This window comes from Shewanella algicola, assembly GCF_014648035.1.
Taxonomy (GTDB): domain Bacteria; phylum Pseudomonadota; class Gammaproteobacteria; order Enterobacterales; family Shewanellaceae; genus Shewanella; species Shewanella algicola.
In genome coordinates, this window is record NZ_BMQI01000025.1 from 32,439 (window position 1) to 52,231 (window position 19,793).

Sequence of the window (19,793 nt, forward strand, 5' to 3'; positions counted from 1 at the left end):
TTATCGCTTTGACATCAGCCATTTTTTAATACTGACTCTACGGTAAAACAACAACCCAATAAACAACGCAATATAAATGCTCGGCTCAATAATTTCAGACTTTACTGACCAGTAAAAATGAATAGGCGCCAATAACGCAACCACATAAATCCAATTATGCAGTGATTGCCATTGTTTGCCCATTTTGCGTTTAATCTTGTTTGGTGATGTCAGCGCAAGCAAAGTCACAATCATTAACGCTGCGGCGCCCACTAAAATGTACGGCCGTTTAATCACCTCTTCAAACAATAATCCCCATGCAAACAACAAATCTAAGCTAATAAATGCAGCTATGTGCAATAGAGCATAAGCAAACACATACAAGCCGACTAAACGGCGTGTTTGCATAAGCGCTGCCAACTTAAAATGTTTGGCAATGGGTGAAATCAATAAGGTGGCAAGTAAGCTATTTATCGCCCCCATGCCGGTGTAATGGATAATATATTGCACCGGGTCGCCACCCGCATTGTCTGTCATCACTAACGCAACAAGATACAAAGCAGGCAATAAAAACACCACGTGCAGCACAACCTTAAGCCAAAACACACCGCAGGGGCTTAAACGCATTAGTAAAACTTCCTTAAATCCATGTTTTTATATAAATCAGCAACAAAGTCACCGTAACCATTGAACATTTGCGTAGGAATACGCTTAGCCGAAAAGAGTCCGCCCTCACCAATGCTACGTTCGCTTGCTTGCGACCAGCGCGGATGATCAACCTCAGGGTTCACGTTGGCATAAAAGCCATACTCATGTGAGGCTAATTGGTTCCAGCTTGTTGGTGGCTGTTTATCCATCACACGAATGCGCACTACCGACTTAATGCTCTTAAAGCCATATTTCCACGGCACAACTAAACGGATCGGCGCGCCATTTTGTGGCGGTAGAGTTTTACCGTACAAGCCCACGGCTAAAAACGGTAATTCATTCATCGCTTCTGCAATGGTTAAGCCTTCAACGTACGGATAATGAATACCACCACCCATTAAACGGCTTTTTTGCCCTGGCATTTGCTCAGGATCAAACAAGGTTTCAAATGCTACATGGGTGGCATTTTGTTTCACCCCAGCCTCTTTTAATAAAGTCGCCAGTGAAAAACCTACCCAAGGTACCACCATCGACCAAGCTTCAACACAGCGTAATCGATAGGTACGCTCCTCAAGGGCAAAGCGTTTAGTCAGTGCCGCTAAGTCAAGGGTAATGGGCTTATCAACTAAGCCATCAATAACCAATGTCCATGGGTCGACGTTAAAAGCTTGGGCATTGTCATATGGGTCAGACTTACCGGTTCCAAACTCATAAAAGTTATTATGACGTGTGACTTTATCTTCTGGCGTTTTCACATCAGGCAGCACAAATTGACGAGGAGTAGAGTAATTTAAGCTTTGGGTGGTAAATGCATTTTTGGCTTTTTGCTCACCAAATAAATCAAATATGCCCGCTTGAACTTGCCCTGGTAAACTGGCGCCTAACGCACCTAAACCTAATACCTTTATAATATTACGGCGGTCATTAAATACAGATTCAGGAGTCACTTGATTGTCAGCGACATGCCAAGGGGCCCGCTGCAATATGCCTGGAGTAAATCGATTTTTACGCACCATAAATCACCTCTTAAAAGCTTATTTTGTTATTTTCTGCCATCTGTAATGAATAGACAGGTAAACGCATGTATTTATTTCAAATGACATAAAAATAATGATTAATGCTTTTTAACAAAAGCCTGATATCACTGACTATACGGCTTTACCAGTGGATTAGTTTTAAATTTAATCATTAACAATAAAAAATCATTAATTCCTTATTTTGCCCCTTGCAGGCAATTATTAGCCGTGCGACCCTTAACCATTATTTTCTATCGGTTTTTGTTATGCCTTTTGCTGTGTCGTTAACTCCTCCTCAAATTGCAGCGCTGATTGCGGTTGCGTTTCTTGGCTTTTTAATTGGAGCATTAATAAATCAACGTTTAACTCGTCAACGCTGGGAACAGTTAAAAGAGCAACATGAACAAGAAAATCTCGCATTAATCAACGAAGCACATGCTGAAGTGTCGAGATTACAAGATATGCTCGACGACAAAACGGATCACAGTAATCATCTACAAAATAAAATCGAAAGCTTAATTTCACAACTCTCAACAGCAGAAACCAAAGCCGATCGGGTTTATACCGTCGAACAGCAGTTAGTCGATGCTCAACATCGTTTGATGGAGTCTCAACTAAACTTAGCTAAATCAAATGCTATCCAACAAACCATATTGGTTAAAGCCGAAACCGAGCAAAAGTCATTACAAGACAAAATCGCCCTACTCGAATCAGCAGAAGAACGGCTTAAACTGCAATTTGAAAATTTAGCCAATCGTATATTCGACGAGCGTAGCGAGAGCTTTAAACAACAAAACGTCTCACAAATGGACGGCGTGCTTGGACCATTAAAACAACAGCTTGAGGGTTTTAGACGCCAAATTCACGAGTCTTATACCCATGAGCAATCTGAACGTAGCGCGTTAAAACACCAGTTAGATCACCTGCGTGAACTTAATCTAAAAATGAGTCAGGATGCCATCAACCTCACTAAGGCGCTAAAAGGTGATAACAAGCAGCAAGGCAATTGGGGCGAAGTGATTTTAGAGCGCGTACTACAAGAAAGTGGTCTACGCGAAGGCCATGAATATCATATTCAACAAGATTTAAAAGACGACAACGGCAAACGTTTTAAACCCGATGTTATCGTCCATTTGCCAGAACAAAAAGATGTGGTGATTGACGCTAAAATGTCGCTAGTAAGCTATGAGCGTTATTTTAATAGCGAAGACAAAGATATCCGTGAGCAAGCCATTAAAGAACATGCACTGTCGATTAGGCAACACATTAAGGGCTTGAGCCAAAAGGACTATCACAAACTGCATGGGCTTAAGAGTCTTGATTATGTGTTGATGTTTATTCCTATTGAGCCCGCCTTTTTGTTAGCCATTGAATACGACCCAAGCCTGGTTAATTTTGCCCTTGAACATAACATTATGCTGGTTAGCCCAACCAATTTATTAGTGGCACTGCGGACTATTAACAACATTTGGCGCTATGAGTATCAAAACCAAAATGCCCAAAACATTGCCAAACAAGCTAGCCGTATTTACGACAAGCTTTGTGGCTACCTAGAAGACATGGAAAAGCTTGGCCGCGCATTAGACAGTGCAGATAAAAGCTATCAAAACGCCATGTCAAAACTGTCGTCGGGCAAAGGTAACCTCATTAGGCAGGCGCACGTGATGCAGCAGTTAGGTGTCGACACTAGCAAGCAACTTGATAAACAGCTGTTAAACCGCGCGTTAGATGAGTCTATAGACGATGGCGATGATGAAACTGACACACAATCAGTACAAAATTAATCTTTATTTAATTAATACACGCAATAGTAACCCTTAGGCGTAAGTAAACCGTATACCTTATCGCAAACGAAGTATTGAGGCGGAGATTCTCTTTTAAATGCGTAACACTTGGGCTAAAAAACTGATTACTGGTGCATTAATGTTGGCCGCTCCCTTGGCTTTTATTAGCCAAGCCTGCGCGCTAACAACGCAGCAACAAACGTACCTTGACGCTCGCAAAGCGCTCGACAACAAACAGCTGGGTAAGTACCAAGCATTACGCAATAAATTAGCGGATTATCCGCTCACCGTTTACCTTGATTACCATGCAAAAATGGATGGTATTATGCAATCATCAGGTAACGCTGCCCTCACTGCAATTAACCAGTTTGATACTACCCCGCTTTACAACAATCTTCGTTATCGTTACCTGCTCAATGCCGGTAAAAAACAGCGCTGGCAAGACTTTTTAGTGATCTCTCCCGACACGCCAAACGACATTCGTCTGCAATGTTATTTTTATCAGGCACAGCTTGATGCGGGTAATAAAGACATGGCATATAAGGGCATCGAGCGTTTATGGGTACATGGCTACTCGCGCCCAAAAGAATGCGATCCAGTTTTTAATAAGTGGACCAAAGCGGGTCATCGCAGCCAAGAAGTCATTTGGCAACGCATGCTACTGAGCTTTAATGCCCGTCAATCTAGCCTATTGAGCTATTTATCGAAAAAAATCACTCAACATAAAACCCAGGCTAAATTATTGATGTCGGTGTATCGCGACCCCAATATATTGCGCCACATGAACAAATTTGACAGTTCAAAGCCGATTATCGGCAATATTGTCGATGTGGGATTACGAAAACTGGCCCGTAAAGACTTACATCAAGCCATAAAATTGTATGTAAAGTATCAAAAAGCTAACCGTTTTAGTGACGTTGAAGCGCGACAGCTTAACCGTTATTTAGTGCGCAGAGCATTAATAAAACAAGACACTAAGCTGGTCAGTTATATCGACAACATGCTGCCATTACTGGCATCTGACGATTTATACGAAATGCGTTTACGCTGGGCACTGCGCGAGCTTGACTACAGCACAGTAGACGCCTATTTGGGCTTATTAAGTGATAAGGGTAAAACCAATCCACGTTGGCTTTACTGGCAGGCTAAAATGCTAGCCCGCAAAAATAAAACCAAAGCGACAGAGTTACAGTCGGCGTTAAGTAGTCAACGTAATTTTTACGGTTTTAGTGCCGCGGAAGCGTTAGGTAATCCATTGTCGATGAACAATGACAATCTGGCGTCTAACCCTGAACTACAAGCTAAGCTGCATCAAGACAAAGGCCTTGCTCGAGTGATTGAGCTCATGGCATTAGACAAAATTATCGACGCTCGTAATGAATGGGTTTACCTAATGCGCCGACATAACAATGACATGACTGGGCAGTACGGATTATACGCGCTACAACAGGGCTGGCATGGCTTTAGTGTTGAGTCGAGTATTCAAGGTAAATTGTGGGACTCATTGGCACTGCGTTTCCCTCTGGCTGCCAATGATGAATTTGTTAAAGCCAGTAAAAAGTATAACGTCAACATTGATGAAATTAGAGCAATATCGCGCCGCGAAAGTGCATTTTATCCTTATGCGACATCAGGCGTGGGTGCGCGCGGTTTAATGCAATTAATGCCAGCAACCGCTAAGCAAACTGCTAAAAAGAATAAAATTGCCTATAAGCAGGTTAAAGACTTATACGACCCTAAAGTCAACATCATGTTAGGCAGTGCTTATTACAGTGAGTTGCTTAAACAGTTTGACCAAAACAGAGTCTTGGCCACCGCAGCCTACAACGCAGGTCCAGGCAGTGTGCGTCGCTGGCTTAAAGCGTCAAATGGGACCTTAGATGTCATGACATTTATTGAAACCATTCCATACACCGAAACACGCGAATACGTGCAAGCCGTATTAAGTTATCGGATGATATTTCAACAAGATGGCCAATCAACCAATAGCATGTTTAGCCCTAAAGAACTGAGCTATCGCTACTAGCTTTACACTCGCGCTCAGGGTAACGTAATAGATTGATGACCGATGGGGGCATCAATCTGCAAACCACCACTTAGCTACAACCTCAATCTCTAGAGGTTAAAATACAGGGAGCGTTCGTGTCGCAATCAACTATCGAAACCTTATTAAAACAACTAGCAAGCGTATTGTTAGGCAAGCCTGAGCAAATTAAACTGGCGGTAACCTGTATTCTTGCCAAAGGTCATTTACTGATTGAAGACTTGCCAGGTATGGGTAAAACCAGTTTATCTCAAGGCATTGCCAGTAGCTTAGGCATGAGCTACCAACGTATTCAGTTTACCAGCGACATGCTACCTGCCGACATTCTTGGGGTGTCAATTTACAGTAAAGAGCAGCAACAGTTTGTGTTTCATAAAGGGCCGGTATTTAACCAAATGCTACTTGCCGATGAAATTAACCGTGCCAGCCCCAAAACCCAAAGCGCGCTGCTTGAAGCTATGGCCGAGCAACAAATCACTATCGATGGTATCACCCATCATTTAAGCTCACCGTTTTTTGTGATTGCCACCCAAAACCCTTTAGATCAAGCCGGTACGTTCCCGCTGCCAGAATCACAACTTGATCGCTTTATGATGCGTATTTCAATTGGTTACCCAAGTCATGAAGCCGAATTGGCCATGCTAAAAACCCACACACAAGCCACTAAACAAGCTGCATTATCCCAATGTATTACCCCACAAGAGTTGTTATTACTACAGCAACAAGTGGCGCAAGTGTCAGCATCTGATGCGGTGCTGAATTACCTTATTGCCTTAGTCGATTATTCGCGCCAGCACGATGTGGCCAGTGGTTTATCGCCAAGGGCCAGCATTGCACTGTTGCAAGCTGCAAAAGCATGGGCGTTTATTCACCAGCGCCAATATGTGGTACCAGAAGACATTCAAGCGGTATTTGCCTCGGTTGCAGAGCATCGTATTCGCAGTAGCAGTCAGTTTCAGGGGCAGGCGTTGTCTGACACTATTCTGGCCAGTGTTAACCCCATTCGCTAACGCTAAGGGTCTACAGTTAACATGAGCAAACATAACGCCAACAAAGTTCAGTCAGGTTCTAACAAACCGTCGTGGCTGCAACGCCATATCCCCGCGTCAATGACAAAGCGCTGGGATCGTTGGCTCACTCGGCGTTTACCGCCACAAAAGCACATCACCTTAAGCCATCGCAGTATTTTTATTTTACCCAGCGGCTTTGGTTTATTTTGGATGGGGCTGATTGTACTGCTCTACTTATTTGGCACAAACTACCAAAACAACTTAGTGATAGGCCTAAGCTTATTGTTAGCCAGTGTATTTCACACCTGCATTATTTACAGCTACAAAAACCTTGCAGGCCTCAGTTTTAATGCGGTTAACCCGCCCATTGCCTATGCCGGCGACGACAGCCCATTTCCGATCATGCTAACCGGTCACTCACGCAATAAACACAGTGACACTTCCCATCAACAAATCTGTTTACAGTTTAGCCACCAGCGCCATGTGCGCTTAAAACACATGGAGCAACAATCCGTGGCTGCGGTGCCATTTGAACATCCAAAACGTGGCCACTTAAATCCCGGGCGTATAAAAGTGTCATCCAATTTTCCGTTAGGCTTGTGCCGAGCATGGTCATACGTCGACCTTGATATTCATCATATGATTTTTGCCAAACCTGAAGCCAGCGACATTGTGCTCTCTAGCCAAGTGAGTGACAGCGACAGCCAATATGAACACGGTAAATTACGCCCAGGTGTCGATGATTACAAAGGCCTACGTGCTTATGTTCCGGGAGAATCTCTTAAACAAGTCGCGTGGAAACAATGGGCCCAAGATAAAGGCATGCTATCAAAAGAGTTTGCCGAGCCAGAAGGCTTACCCGTTTGGCTTTCGTTAGCCCAAACCAGTGGTAAAGATCTTGAGCAGCAGCTCAGTCGCCTTGCCTGGCAAGTCGATAAACTCAGCCAAACCCAGCAAATTTTTGGTCTATTACTTGGAAACACTGTCATCAATCAACACACTGGTGAAGCACATCGCATTGCCTGTCAAACGGCAATAGCAACCTATCAAGCCTACGGCAGTATCAATCCTGACTTTACCCCAAGCTCGGCCAACATCGATGCAGAGGCGACATAATGAGAGATAATTTTGACGCCATTATCAGCCGTAATACTTTGTTTTGGTTATTAGTCACCAATGTGGCTGTGCTAAGCCCACTGTATCAACAAGCCACGCTGTGGAGCATCGGCATCTGTGCTATTTGTTTTGTCTGGCGAGTCGGAATTTACCTGGGTAAAGTGGCCGCACCGCCAAAGTTATTAGTCACATCACTGGCCATTGGCGCAGCAACGACCCTCGCCTTAGTCTCATCCGAAATCGGTTTACTGAACGCATTAGTCAATTTACTGATTTTAGGCTACGCCCTTAAATACATCGAAATGCGCGAACAGCGAGATGTTAAAGCCATTGTGCTAGTGGGGTATTTTTTGATAGCCCTCACCTTACTCGACCAGCAAGGCATGCTCAACACCTTGCATTTATTTACGGTGGTTATCATTAACACCGGCATTTTGATCAGCGTCTATCAAGATAAATCTAATAAGTTCGCCAACCTTGGCTTTAGCGTTAAATTAGTCTTACAAAGTCTACCATTAGCTATTTTATTGTTTGTGGTGTTTCCACGCTTGGGCCCTTTATGGCTAGTGCCTAATATGAAATCGGCTACCACTGGTTTATCTGACGAAGTGTCTTTTGGTGATATCAGTAAATTGACCCGATCAGCAGAGCTGGCCTTTCGAGCAGGCTTTGAAAACCTTGACGGCAGTACCACAGGCCCTGCAAACCAAGATTTATATTGGCGCACTTTAGTAATGGAAAGCTATGACGGCAAAACATGGCGCCAAGACCCGAGCATTAAAAATTTACAACGCCAAGCTTATTTTCAAAAACCACAACGCGATAAAGCCATACTTACTGGGCAAAGCCGTAAAATTGATTACATCGTCATTAGCGAGCCCAGTCACCAAAAATGGTTATATGGCCTCGACGAAGCCTTTAGTGACAACAGCCAAGTGGTTGAGCTGCCAGACTATAGCTTATATTCGCTCAGATCTGTCGATCAGCGTATGAGTTATCGTGTTACCTCATATCCAGATAATGTCATGGAGCTAACGTTAAAAGACAATACCAAAAAGTTAAATTTGGCTTTACCACCCAACAGTAATCTTAAAACCCAAGCTTTAGCGAAAAAATTTGCGCAAGATTATCCCGATCCACAAGCGCGCTTAAACGCCATGATGAATTACTTTGCCGAGCAAGCTTATTATTATACCTTGAGCCCGCCGCCGGTTGGCGAGCAACAAATTGATGATTTTTTATTTGAAAATCGCGCCGGGTTTTGTGCACATTACGCTTCTGCAATGGTATTTATGGCCCGAGCGAGTGGCCTACCTGCACGTATGGTGACCGGTTATCAAGGTGGCGAATACAATCCACAAGCAGGCTATTACAGCATTTATCAATACATGGCCCATGCCTGGACAGAAGTGTGGCTAGAAGGCAAAGGCTGGCAACGTTTTGACCCCACAGCCATGATTGCACCACAGCGGATTTTAGATGGTTTTGACGCCACATTTGACAGCCAAAGTAGCTACCTGCAAGACAGTCCGTTTAGCACGTTAAGGATGAAGCAATACCCTTGGCTTAACGAATTACGCCAGCAACTTTCTAGCCTCGATTACTATTGGAGCGTTTGGGTATTGGGTTTTGATGAAGAACGCAAACAACAAGTGTTGTCAAAACTGCTAGGGGATGTCACCAGCAGCAAAATTGCCTTAATGATGATTTTTAGCTTTATCATCATTGCTTTAGTGATTGGTTACTATGCCGGATTATTTAGTCAAGACACCCAGCAAGATCCGCTGAATAAACGATATCAGTTGGTGTGTCAGCGTTTAGCTAAACGAGGTATACCGCGTCCACAAGGCCAGGCACCACAGGATTACGCTAACGATGTAGTCGCACGTCTCAGTGACAAGCACCCACGTTTAGCGGCCGACTTTAACGCACTAAGCCAGGCCTTTATGGCACTCAAATATCAACCGCTGACGCCAGAGCAAAGCCTGCAACAACAGCAACAATTTATGCGCTTATACCGCAAATTACGCCTACGTTTATTGCGCAGTTAACCCTCTGCGCCGTTTAATACCATTTCCATTAATTATGTGACCAATCAGAGTCACTCAGATTGTTCAGTTTGAGGCGCATTGTTGAAATAATGGTTATTCCCTTCTAAGACGATGCAACAAAGAAATGAACGGTCTGAGTGCCTCCTGCAAGGCGGGTTTCTGTGCCTTCTATGCTGCTTAATAGCATTTTGACGTACGACTGCATGGATGCAGGAGGTAGAGCAACGCAGGAGCAATTGCCGAGAACAACTATGTCTACAATCCTATTACTTGCCTAGAAGACACAGAATTCCCGCTGAATGACCAGATAATTAATGGAATTGGTATAAGTAAAACAGTGCATATTAGTTCAGCAAGTAATATGCGATTACACAGTTTTGATTGCTGAAATTCTCTAGAGTCCATAGAATGAATTAATGTCAAATCAGCGAGTTGCTCATGCTTACCTTAATTCAATCAAATCAAATGGAAGTGTTATCACAGCAGCTAGCAAAATTGCTGGCGATTAGCTCCGATAACCTGAGTGTATTGAGCGGTGAACATATCCTGGTGCAAAGTCCCGGCATGTCGACCTGGTTACGGTTAGAAGTGGCCAGGCAAAACGGTATTGCGGCGGCGTTAACCTTTCCGCTGCCATCGAGTTTTACCTGGCAGTTATGCCATGACTTACTGCCCAACGTGCCAAAAGATAACGCGTTTACGAAAGCGGCAATGACCTGGAAACTAATGGATTTATTGCCAAGTTTGCTAGACAACAGCGACTTTAGCCCATTAAAGCAATACTTAAGCCCGCAGATCACCCCAGACAATAATCTACCTGACGCGTTAGTCATCGATCTTGAAGCAACAAGTAGCCCAGAAGATGCCAGTAAAACCAGCCACACACTGCAAACAAACGACACCGCCCACGAGGCGATTAAGTTATTTCAATTATGTGGTCGCATTGCCGATATATTTGACCAATATTTGGTGTATCGCCCTGAGTGGATTCTCGCTTGGGAGCAAAACTTACCGCTCAACGAAATCAATAGCCAACTTGAACTCGATGATAATCAACGCTGGCAACCTATTTTGTGGCGCACACTGGTCGATTATAATCGCCACCAGCTACAAGCCAGCCATTATCATCGTGCTAATTTACACGCCGACTTACTGGCTGCATTGATAAACCCTGACACAGATTTATCCATGTTACCTGAGCGCTTATATGTGTTTGGTATTTCATCCATGCCGCCACAAACCCTTGAAGTGCTTTACCATTTAGCCTCAAGAATAGACGTGATCATGTTGTCGCTAAGCCCGTGTCAGCATTATTGGGGCGACATCATCGAGCCCAAAGCCAGAGCGCGCATGGCACTGCAATATGCCAACAAAAAACAACTCGACCAGGGCTGGGAAGACAAGCTAGAAGTGGGTAATCCTTTACTGGCCAACAATGGCCAAATGGGCCGTGAATTACTCGATTTAATGCTCAGTTTGCCGCCCGAGCACACCGACTTTGGCTACGACTGTTATGTTGAACCCACACCAGACAACTTACTGCATGGCGTGCAGTACGACATTTTACAAATGGAAACGCTCGGGCAACCATTAGGGCCAGATGCTGATATTTACTTAGACTTAGCCGCCAGACGAGAACTGCAGATTAACGACAATTCAATTACCCTTCGCAGTTGTCACAGCGCTTTAAGAGAAGTCGAAACCCTGCACGATCATTTGCTTGAGTTGTTATCCAACGACAGCAGTTTACGCCCTAAAGATATTGTGGTGATGATGCCAGATGTCGCAGCATATGCACCGTTTATCGACGCCGTATTTGGCACAGCAAACAGCCAGTACTTTGCTGACACCAATCCACAAAAAGGCGACTACTACCTGCCCTACGCCATTGCCGATCGCGGCGCAGCGCAAGAGTCACCACTGATTAATAGCTTTTTAACTCTGCTTAATATCAATCAAAGCCGCTTTGGCTTAACTGAAATTATCAGCATTTTAGAAGTACCGGCCATTTTACGTCGTTTCGATCTCGATGATGATGAACTGTCGCTTATTCGCCGTTGGTTAGATCAGGCCAATGTTCGCTGGGGCCGCGATCAAGATACACGCAGCCAATTAGGTGTGGCCCCCTTTGCACAAAACTCATGGGCATTTGGCATTAAACGCCTAATTTTAGGTTATGCGTTTAACGACCAAGCTGAGATATATCAAGGCACGTTAACCGTACAAGGCGTTGAAGGTCAGTCGTCACAAGCATTAGGTAAACTGCTTAACTTTTTAGAAACTATCGACACCTACTACAGCTTATTTGCCGGCGACTTTAGCACCCAACAACGTTTGGCCCAATTACAGCAATTATTGGCCGACTGTTACGACACCAGTGATGACGAACGCGAACAAATCCAAGCGATACGTGACGCTTTAGTCGTGTTAGAAACAGAGCTTGAAAGCGCCGGACATCAAGGTCAGGTCAATATTGAAGTATTAAAGCAATGGTTTAACCAACGCCTTACCGAGTCTCGTGTTGGCCAACGCTATCTTGCCGGCAGCATTAACTTTTGTACCTTAATGCCAATGCGCTCAATTCCATTTAATGTTGTATGCTTATTAGGTATGAACGATGGCGTATATCCTCGAGTTCAGCACCCTGTCGGTTTTGATTTAATGGCCCACTTTGGTCCTAAAAAGGGTGACCGCTCACGCCGTTTAGACGACAGATACTTATTTTTAGAAGCACTACTATCAGCCAGGCAACAACTGTACATCAGCTATATTGGCCACAGCGAACGCGACAATGCCGAACGGATTGCCTCAATGCTAGTGTCAGAATTAATTGAATATTGCCAATTAAGTTACTTGCCATCAACGCTTAAACATCAGCTTGAAAACGGCCATGAGGTCAGCAATGATGACGCCGACAACCTCGTGTTACAGCAACTGAACCAAGCACAGCCATTACAGCCGTTTGATGCTAAATTATTTCGCATAAACCGCAATAACACCCCACTACAACAAAGCTATAATTCACAGTGGTGTCCACCTGCTAAACAAGGAGCGATTAATATGCCATTTTTTAATCAACCATTACCATTATCAGCCGAACAAGCCGACGAAGTGTTTGCGCATAGTCATATTGATAACCAAGGTATTAAAGTGGTCGAGTTAGAGTTGTCATCCCTGATCCGCTTTTATCGAAATCCAGCTCAGTTCTTTTTTAATCGCAGTTTAAAAGTGGATTTATCATTAGATATTCAAGCAGATGATAACGATGAGCCATTCAGTCTCAATGCATTGGAGCGCTTTATATTGCAATTATCGATGATAGATAACGCCGTCGACAATAAGCTCAGCGTACCAAGCGACGCGCTGATTAATCGCCTTAAAGCCAGTGGCGAGCTACCCATGGCACCGTTTGATAATATCTTGTTAGCACAATATCAGCGGGACATCGTGCCACTAATTAACCGAGTGCAGTTTTTGCAAGACGAACAACCTATGCACACGGTGAATGTCGACCTTAATTTTGACTTGAATCTCGAGTCAGGCACTGAAGATGACAGCCCTAATATTCGGGTTAATTTGGTTGGCCGCATAGACGATATCTTGCCAAAAGGTTTAGTTAATTATCGCCCAGGCACCGCACACGGCCGTGACTTTATTAGAGTGTATTTACGTCACTTATGCCTTAATGCCATGGCAGATCAAGTTGCGCCAGCAGCGCAACATAAAGCCAAACAAGGCTACAGTTACTTGCTCGACATTGGTCATTTTCATGCTTTTGCCCCCATCACCGCCGAGCAAGCCCGCGAACAACTGATGCGCTTTATTGTGTGCTTTATTCAAGGCCAGCGCCAACCACTGTGCTTTATGCCTAAAACCGCCTTTGCCTATGCCGAAGCGGAAGGTGATCACGAAGATAAACTGCTTAAAGCCGAAGCAAAATGGGACGATGGCCAAACCCAATTTGGCGAAGCCTTTGACCCGCACAATCAGCGTTTATTTACCTTCCCCGATGATTTTAGCCAGGAAGGTTTTGGCCAACTGGTCGAGCATTTATTACAGCCCATGATAAGTCTATATCACAAAGATAAACTGGCTGAACTTGAAAACTTTGTCAGTGAAATAACCATCCCTAATGCGCCGAAATCAGCTGATGTCGTCAGTATTACCCGTTCGAGCTCGGGATCGAAACAATGAAGCAAGCCAGCAGCGACAATAAAGTCACCCCGTTAGACGCATTAACCCTGCCTTTTGTTGGCTCCAGTTTAATTGAGGCCAGCGCCGGCACGGGTAAAACCTATACCATATCGGGTTTGTATTTACGTTTATTACTCGGCCATGGCGGCAATGCAGCACTGAGTTGTGAACAAATTTTGGTAGTGACCTTTACCAACGCCGCAACCGAAGAGCTACGCGACCGGATCCGCAAACGTATCAACCTCGCGTTTAAGCGTTTTTTAGGCTTACCCATTAACGATCCGTTTATTGAACAGTTATATCAAGACATTAGCGAAGATGAGCGTCCTATCGCGCTGCGCCGCCTAGATTTAGCCTTAAAATCGTTAGACGAAGCCGCCATTTTTACCATTCATGGTTTTTGTCAGCGTATTTTATCCGACATGGCTTTTGAATCCTCACTCCTGTTTGAGTCAGAATTCACCCTTGATGATAGCGAGTTTTTACATCATGCCGTGCGCGACTTTTGGCGTGAGGTCTGTTATCCATTGCCGCCTTTTTTAGCCGAAGCCATTAGCGATAAATTTGCCGAACCCGATGCGCTGGCACAAAATTTACGCCCTTTACTTGGCGCCAGTCAGGCGCAATTATCAAACCAACCACTGGCATTTGATAAACTCAGTTCAGATTTGAGCATAAGCCTAAATCGCTTTAATTTATTATGGCGAGGCAAACACAACGACACCTTGGCATTACTGCATAAATTGCCCCTCAATGGCCAACGTTTTGGTAAAGCAAGTGATAGTTACCCCAAGCTTGCCAAGGTGTTTGACAACATAAGCAACTGGGCAACATTCGGTCAGGGGTTACCGCCAATTAAAGCCCTAGAACAAATTGCCTTATCAGAGCTTAAACTCAATAAAGGCGGTGTACTACCCAGCGCAGCTGAAGCCCCCTTGCTTGAGCATATCGACAAGTTACTTGAGCTCATTAATCAGTTAATTCCGTCATTTTTAGTGCGCGCTCGTGAAGGGATCCGCCAGCGTTTTGCTGGGCAAAAGCAGCAACGCAACTTAATGACGCCCGATGATTTACTACTCAGTTTGGCCATGGCATTAAGCCAAAATCCGCACACCTTAGGCCAGGCGATAGCCAAGCGATTTCCGGTGGCATTAATTGATGAGTTCCAAGATACCGATCCGCTGCAATTTACTATTTTTAATCAGGTCTACCAGCAACCGCTGGCCTCCCAACTTGAACTTGTGGCAGAGAACAGCCTTGAGCAAGCTGATGCAAACAACCAGCAAACAGGCAAGCTCAGTTTGTTAATGATTGGCGACCCTAAACAAGCCATTTATGCCTTTCGCGGCGCCGATATTTACACCTACATTGCGGCCCGCCAACAAACACAAGCGCACTATAATTTAGAGACAAACTACCGCTCATCGACCAAGTTAGTAGACGGCGTTAATCAATTATTTAGCCAGCACAGCAATCCATTTATTAGCGATGAAATCCCTTACGACCAAGTCAATACGCCACCAGCTTCGGCTCATAAAGTGTTAACCGAAGCAACAAAAGACCCAAGCGCGTTACGGATTAAATTACTTGCCGAAGACAGTGAACTTGGCTTAAATAAAGCCACCGCCCGACAAATACTTGCCGCCGATGCTGCCAGTGAAATAAAACGCTTATTAACCGAAGCGCAGCAAGGTTTATGCACCATAAACAACAAAGGCAACTCTGAAGGCGAACCGCTCATTGCGAAACACATTGCTGTGTTGGTTCGAGATCGCAACGAAGCCGCGGTGATGAAAGCTGAACTATCCGCACGAAAAATTGGCGCAGTATTTTTAAGTCGTGACAGTGTGTTTAATACCCTAGAAGCACGTGAAATGGCGCTATTGTTGTACGCTCTCGCCACCCCAAAAGATGAGCGAGCCATCCGTGCAGCCCTCGCTACCGAGTTAGTGGGCTACAGCGCATTACAAATTCATCAATTTAACCAAGATGAAGAACAGCGCCAACAGGTGCTCAATCAATTTATTCACTGGCACGAGTTATGGCTTAAACGCGGCGTCATGCCAGCGCTGCTTAACTTTGCCAGCGAAACCCAATTAATTCATCGTTATCTGTCGCAAGCAGAGCAGCTTAAAAGCGAGCACATTAACGATATTGACGACACTGACACGGCAGCAAATAGCAAAGGTTCGGGCGAGCGCCGCCTTACCGACTTTAGGCATTTAGCCGAGTTACTGCAGCAAAAAGCCACCGAGCTTGACGGCAGTAGCGCCTTAATCAATTGGTATGAGCAACAACTCATCGACATTCAAGGCGGCGATGAGCAACAGTTGCGTCTAGAGAGCGAGCAAAACCTAGTACAAATTGTAACGATCCACAAAAGTAAGGGCCTTGAATACCCTGTGTGTTTTGTGCCATTTATTAGCCTCGCCAGAAACAACAGTCGACGACCATCGCCGATGTTGTATCACCAAGATGAGCAACTAGTGTGGGACATAGACGCTACCGATGAAGGCTGGGAACAGCTTAAACAAGAAACCCTCGCCGAAGATTTGCGATTATTGTACGTAGCCTTAACCCGACCGATTTATGTGTGTTATTTATACATTGCCAATCAAAGTCGCAAGCTCAAAGCGGGCATCAGCAGCCAACTGCACGAAACCGGAATAGGCTATTTATTGGGGATTATCGACAAGCATACAGAATTTAGTTTAATCAAAGCGCAGGTCGACAAAATCGCCACAATTGATGCCATCAGCGTAAGCCAAATAAGCGACAGCATAGATAACTCGGCATTAGCCAGCATAGATGACAGCGATATGCATTTAAGCGCTAAAGCAGTCACGCGTCAGCCAAGTTTAGCCTGGCGAGTCGGCAGTTACTCAGGCCTAGTGAAACACTTGCCCCATGAGCGCGTCGCCCCGGGTGCTGATGATGAAGACTTTAGCGATGAGCTACTGCAATTGCAGTTACAAGATGATGAACTCATTGAACCACAACTCGACCGCTTTAGCTTTGAACGAGGCGCTAACGCAGGTAGCTTTATGCATTTGGTATTAGAGCTGTTTGATTTTACCCAAGCAGACACCGAACTTGCTGGCGCACTACAAAAAGCCATGAAGCAATACGGTTTTGATGAAACATTATGGTTTGAACCGTTAAGCCTGTGGTATCAACATATCTTAGCCACACCGTTAGCCAAGCATCAATCGGTTCACAATAGCTCAGATGCCATTAGCCTAATGCAATTGCCGCCAAAACAAACCAGTGTCGAAATGGAGTTTTACCTGCCTATATCCACATTACAAGCACAGCAGTTAAACCACATTTTACAGCAACACGGCTATGTCGCCGGACTCGACTTTGACACCTTGCAAGGCATGCTAAAAGGCTTTATCGATTTAACTTTTGAGCACCAGGGCCGCTATTACATTGCCGATTATAAGTCTAACCACCTTGGCGACAAGTTTAGCGACTACAGTGAAAGCGCCATGGCACAAGCCATTAATAGCCACCGCTATAACTTGCAGTACATCTTGTATACCCTGGCATTGCATCGTTACTTACGCTTACGCTTACCCGGCTATGATTACCAACAACACCTAGGCGGCTGCTATTACTTATTTTTACGCGGCATGAGCCCACAGCACCCTGGCAGCGGCGTATATTTTGACAAACCACCCCAAGCGTTAATTGAACAACTCGACAGCCTATTTAATGGTAATGCGACTCACGCTGTTTTGGAGACGCCAACATGCTAATGCTCAGTCAACCTATCGATTTATTGCTTAAACAATGGCAGCAACAGCGCCTATTAACCCCGCTTGACCGTCACTTTGCTCTTGAGCTAGCTAGTATTGAATCTATGCCAACTCAAGTATCGACTGACGCTTCTGTACAGAACACAGCCGCTAATGTTGAAAACGTGCAACAGCCATTACAGCCATTACAGCCAGATAACAGTTCAACATCGCTGTTTTTGTTAGTGTGCGCATTATTAAGCCAACAACTGTCTAATCAGCACAGCTGTTTGGTTATTAAGCAAATTAATTTAGCTAATCCAATGGCAGAAGACAGCCACAAATATGCACAAATTAACTGCCAAATCAGCCTAAGTCATAACCAATTGATCGAACAAATCAGTCGGTTTGACGCTGTCGGTTTACCCGGTGACAATAAGCCATTAATTTTAGAGCATGGCCGTTTATACCTTAATAAATACCACTTCTTTGAAACTCAAGTCGCTCATAAACTGACCCAGCTTGCCAACCAGAAAATCAGTATTGATTTAAGCCAAAGCCAATTGCCGCAGCTTATCGACAGCTTATTTCCCAATAAACAAACGGCTAATTCTGCCACTATCGATTGGCAAAAAATCGCCACAGCAACCGCGCTCATCAACGCATTAGCGGTGATCACTGGCGGCCCAGGTACCGGTAAAACCACCACGGTCACCAAGTTATTATTATTGCTGCTTACCCAATCGAGTTTAACCATTCGCCTAGTCGCGCCCACAGGTAAAGCGGCGGCACGCTTAAGTGAATCGATTAAAGCTTCAAAACAGCGTTTGCACAAAGAGTTGACCCAATTAGCCGACCAAAGCATTACAGCTGTACTAATTGAAGCACTTACCAACATTCCAGAAGAAGCCTCAACACTGCACCGGCTCTTAGGGGTTATTCCTAACTCGCATCAATTTAGGCATCATCAAGACAACCCATTACGGCTCGACTTATTAGTGGTCGACGAAGCCTCAATGGTCGATTTACCCATGATGCACAAACTACTCAGCGCCTTACCCGCTCATGGCCGGTTGATTTTACTGGGCGATCAAGACCAGCTTGCCTCCGTTGAAGCTGGCGCTGTATTAGCCGACATTTGCATTGGTCTAAAACATGGGCAAGACAATATGCCCTCACCCACACCTTCGCCATGGTCAATGCGTTACAGCCAGGCCCAGGCACAGCAAATTGGCCAATTGACAGGCCAAGATGTGAATCAGTTTATTCACCCACAACCTAAAATCGGCGACAGCTTATGCATGTTAATGCACAGTCATCGTTTTAAAGGTGATGCCGGCATTGGCTTACTCGCAAATGCCGTCAATCAGGCTAACGTGGCAGCTATCCGTCAGGTGTGGCGCCAGCAACACGCCGAGCTGAATTGGTATGAACACCAACAAAATGCCCAAGGTGAAAATGCGGGTAAACAGCAATTACTTGCGCTATCGGTACAGGCTTATGGTGAATATTTACAGCAAGTTAACGCCAATCAACAGGCAATACTGTCACAGGCTCAGCAACACACAGATCCAGAGCAAAATGCACCAATTGTGTTACCACACAGCGAACAAGCCATTATCGACAGCTTTAACCAATACCGTATTTTATGCGCCATGCGTGCCGGTGAATTTGGCGTTGAAGGCATCAACATTGCGGTGACAGAAAGCCTAAAACAAGCCCGATTAATCCATGCTCAAGGTGAGTTTTACCTCGGCAGGCCAATCATTATTCAAAGTAACGATTACAACCTAGGCTTATTCAATGGCGACATTGGATTAATTTTACAAGACCGCAATAAACCAGAGCGCTTAATGGCCCATTTTGTCATGGCAGATGGAAGCTTATTAAAAGTGTTGCCCGCCAGATTGCCAAGCCACGAAACCTGCTACGCCATGACAGTACACAAAAGTCAGGGCAGCGAATTTGATAAAGTCAGTTTTGTCCTACCCAGACGCCCTAGCATCGCCCAATGGCAGTTACTCACCAAAGAGCTGGTATACACCGCCATCACCCGCGCCAAAAACCATTTTTATTGCTTAGGCAGCGCAAACATATTTGAAAAAGCCAGCCAACAAGCCACCTCACGTGCATCAGGTTTAGCCTGGCGATTGTGGGGATGATGGTACTCTAGGCTTATATACCAAAGACATCGAGTCATATGAAATATCT

At 44.8% G+C, this 19,793-nt stretch carries 10 protein-coding genes; 8 read left to right on the top strand and 2 right to left on the bottom strand.

Annotation, left to right across the window (positions count from 1 at the left end; genetic code table 11):
- Both msrQ and msrP read right to left on the bottom strand, forming a co-directional pair.
- On the bottom strand, window positions 1-606 hold the full coding sequence (gene msrQ / locus IEY42_RS12070; protein WP_188925466.1) for a protein-methionine-sulfoxide reductase heme-binding subunit MsrQ: 606 nt from the start codon (window positions 604-606) through the stop codon (window positions 1-3).
- Window positions 606-1,643 (bottom strand): protein-methionine-sulfoxide reductase catalytic subunit MsrP, encoded by a 1,038-nt coding sequence (msrP, locus tag IEY42_RS12075; RefSeq protein ID WP_188925467.1) that lies wholly within the window; start codon window positions 1,641-1,643, stop codon window positions 606-608. The genes msrQ and msrP overlap by 1 nt, the downstream gene beginning before the upstream one ends.
- A 266-nt stretch (window positions 1,644-1,909) precedes the next feature.
- Here msrP and rmuC point away from each other — a divergent pair, with 266 nt between their 5' ends.
- The 8 genes from rmuC (at window position 1,910) to recD (ending at window position 19,744) form a co-directional block, all read left to right on the top strand.
- Window positions 1,910-3,427 (top strand): DNA recombination protein RmuC, encoded by a 1,518-nt coding sequence (gene rmuC / locus IEY42_RS12080; RefSeq protein ID WP_188925468.1) that lies wholly within the window; start codon window positions 1,910-1,912, stop codon window positions 3,425-3,427.
- A 97-nt stretch (window positions 3,428-3,524) separates the two neighbouring features.
- Complete coding sequence (locus tag IEY42_RS12085) at window positions 3,525-5,453, top strand: transglycosylase SLT domain-containing protein (protein ID WP_188925469.1); 1,929 nt, start codon at window positions 3,525-3,527, stop codon at window positions 5,451-5,453.
- A 116-nt stretch (window positions 5,454-5,569) separates the two neighbouring features.
- Entirely contained in the window at window positions 5,570-6,481 is a 912-nt protein-coding gene (locus IEY42_RS12090) for an AAA family ATPase (protein WP_188925470.1), read from the top strand.
- 21 nt (window positions 6,482-6,502) lie between these two features.
- Window positions 6,503-7,597: a DUF58 domain-containing protein gene (locus IEY42_RS12095; protein ID WP_188925471.1), complete on the top strand. Its 1,095-nt coding sequence runs from the start codon at window positions 6,503-6,505 to the stop codon at window positions 7,595-7,597.
- A complete protein-coding gene (locus IEY42_RS12100) occupies window positions 7,597-9,648 on the top strand; it encodes a transglutaminase TgpA family protein (RefSeq protein WP_188925472.1) in 2,052 nt (683 codons plus the stop codon). The genes IEY42_RS12095 and IEY42_RS12100 overlap by 1 nt, the downstream gene beginning before the upstream one ends.
- A gap of 438 nt (window positions 9,649-10,086) precedes the next feature.
- Complete coding sequence (recC, locus tag IEY42_RS12105) at window positions 10,087-13,842, top strand: exodeoxyribonuclease V subunit gamma (protein WP_188925473.1); 3,756 nt, start codon at window positions 10,087-10,089, stop codon at window positions 13,840-13,842.
- Window positions 13,839-17,603, top strand: a complete 3,765-nt coding sequence (gene recB / locus IEY42_RS12110; protein WP_188925474.1) for an exodeoxyribonuclease V subunit beta — start codon at window positions 13,839-13,841, stop codon at window positions 17,601-17,603. Before recC ends, recB begins: the two co-directional genes overlap by 4 nt.
- The gene (recD, locus tag IEY42_RS12115) at window positions 17,597-19,744 is read left to right on the top strand and encodes an exodeoxyribonuclease V subunit alpha (protein ID WP_188925475.1); all 2,148 of its coding nucleotides are present in this window, start codon (window positions 17,597-17,599) and stop codon (window positions 19,742-19,744) included. Before recB ends, recD begins: the two co-directional genes overlap by 7 nt.
- Window positions 19,745-19,793 lie beyond the last annotated feature (49 nt).

Excerpts from the sequence above, each read along its gene's own strand:
- msrQ (WP_188925466.1), bottom strand. The coding sequence starts at position 606 with ATGCGTTTAAGCCCCTGCGGTGTGTTTTGGCTTAAGGTTGTGCTGCAC.
- msrP (WP_188925467.1), bottom strand. The coding sequence starts at position 1,643 with ATGGTGCGTAAAAATCGATTTACTCCAGGCATATTGCAGCGGGCCCCT.
- rmuC (WP_188925468.1), top strand. The coding sequence starts at position 1,910 with ATGCCTTTTGCTGTGTCGTTAACTCCTCCTCAAATTGCAGCGCTGATT.
- IEY42_RS12085 (WP_188925469.1), top strand. The coding sequence starts at position 3,525 with ATGCGTAACACTTGGGCTAAAAAACTGATTACTGGTGCATTAATGTTG.
- IEY42_RS12095 (WP_188925471.1), top strand. The coding sequence starts at position 6,503 with ATGAGCAAACATAACGCCAACAAAGTTCAGTCAGGTTCTAACAAACCG.
- IEY42_RS12100 (WP_188925472.1), top strand. The coding sequence starts at position 7,597 with ATGAGAGATAATTTTGACGCCATTATCAGCCGTAATACTTTGTTTTGG.
- recC (WP_188925473.1), top strand. The coding sequence starts at position 10,087 with ATGCTTACCTTAATTCAATCAAATCAAATGGAAGTGTTATCACAGCAG.
- recB (WP_188925474.1), top strand. The coding sequence starts at position 13,839 with ATGAAGCAAGCCAGCAGCGACAATAAAGTCACCCCGTTAGACGCATTA.
- recD (WP_188925475.1), top strand. The coding sequence starts at position 17,597 with ATGCTAATGCTCAGTCAACCTATCGATTTATTGCTTAAACAATGGCAG.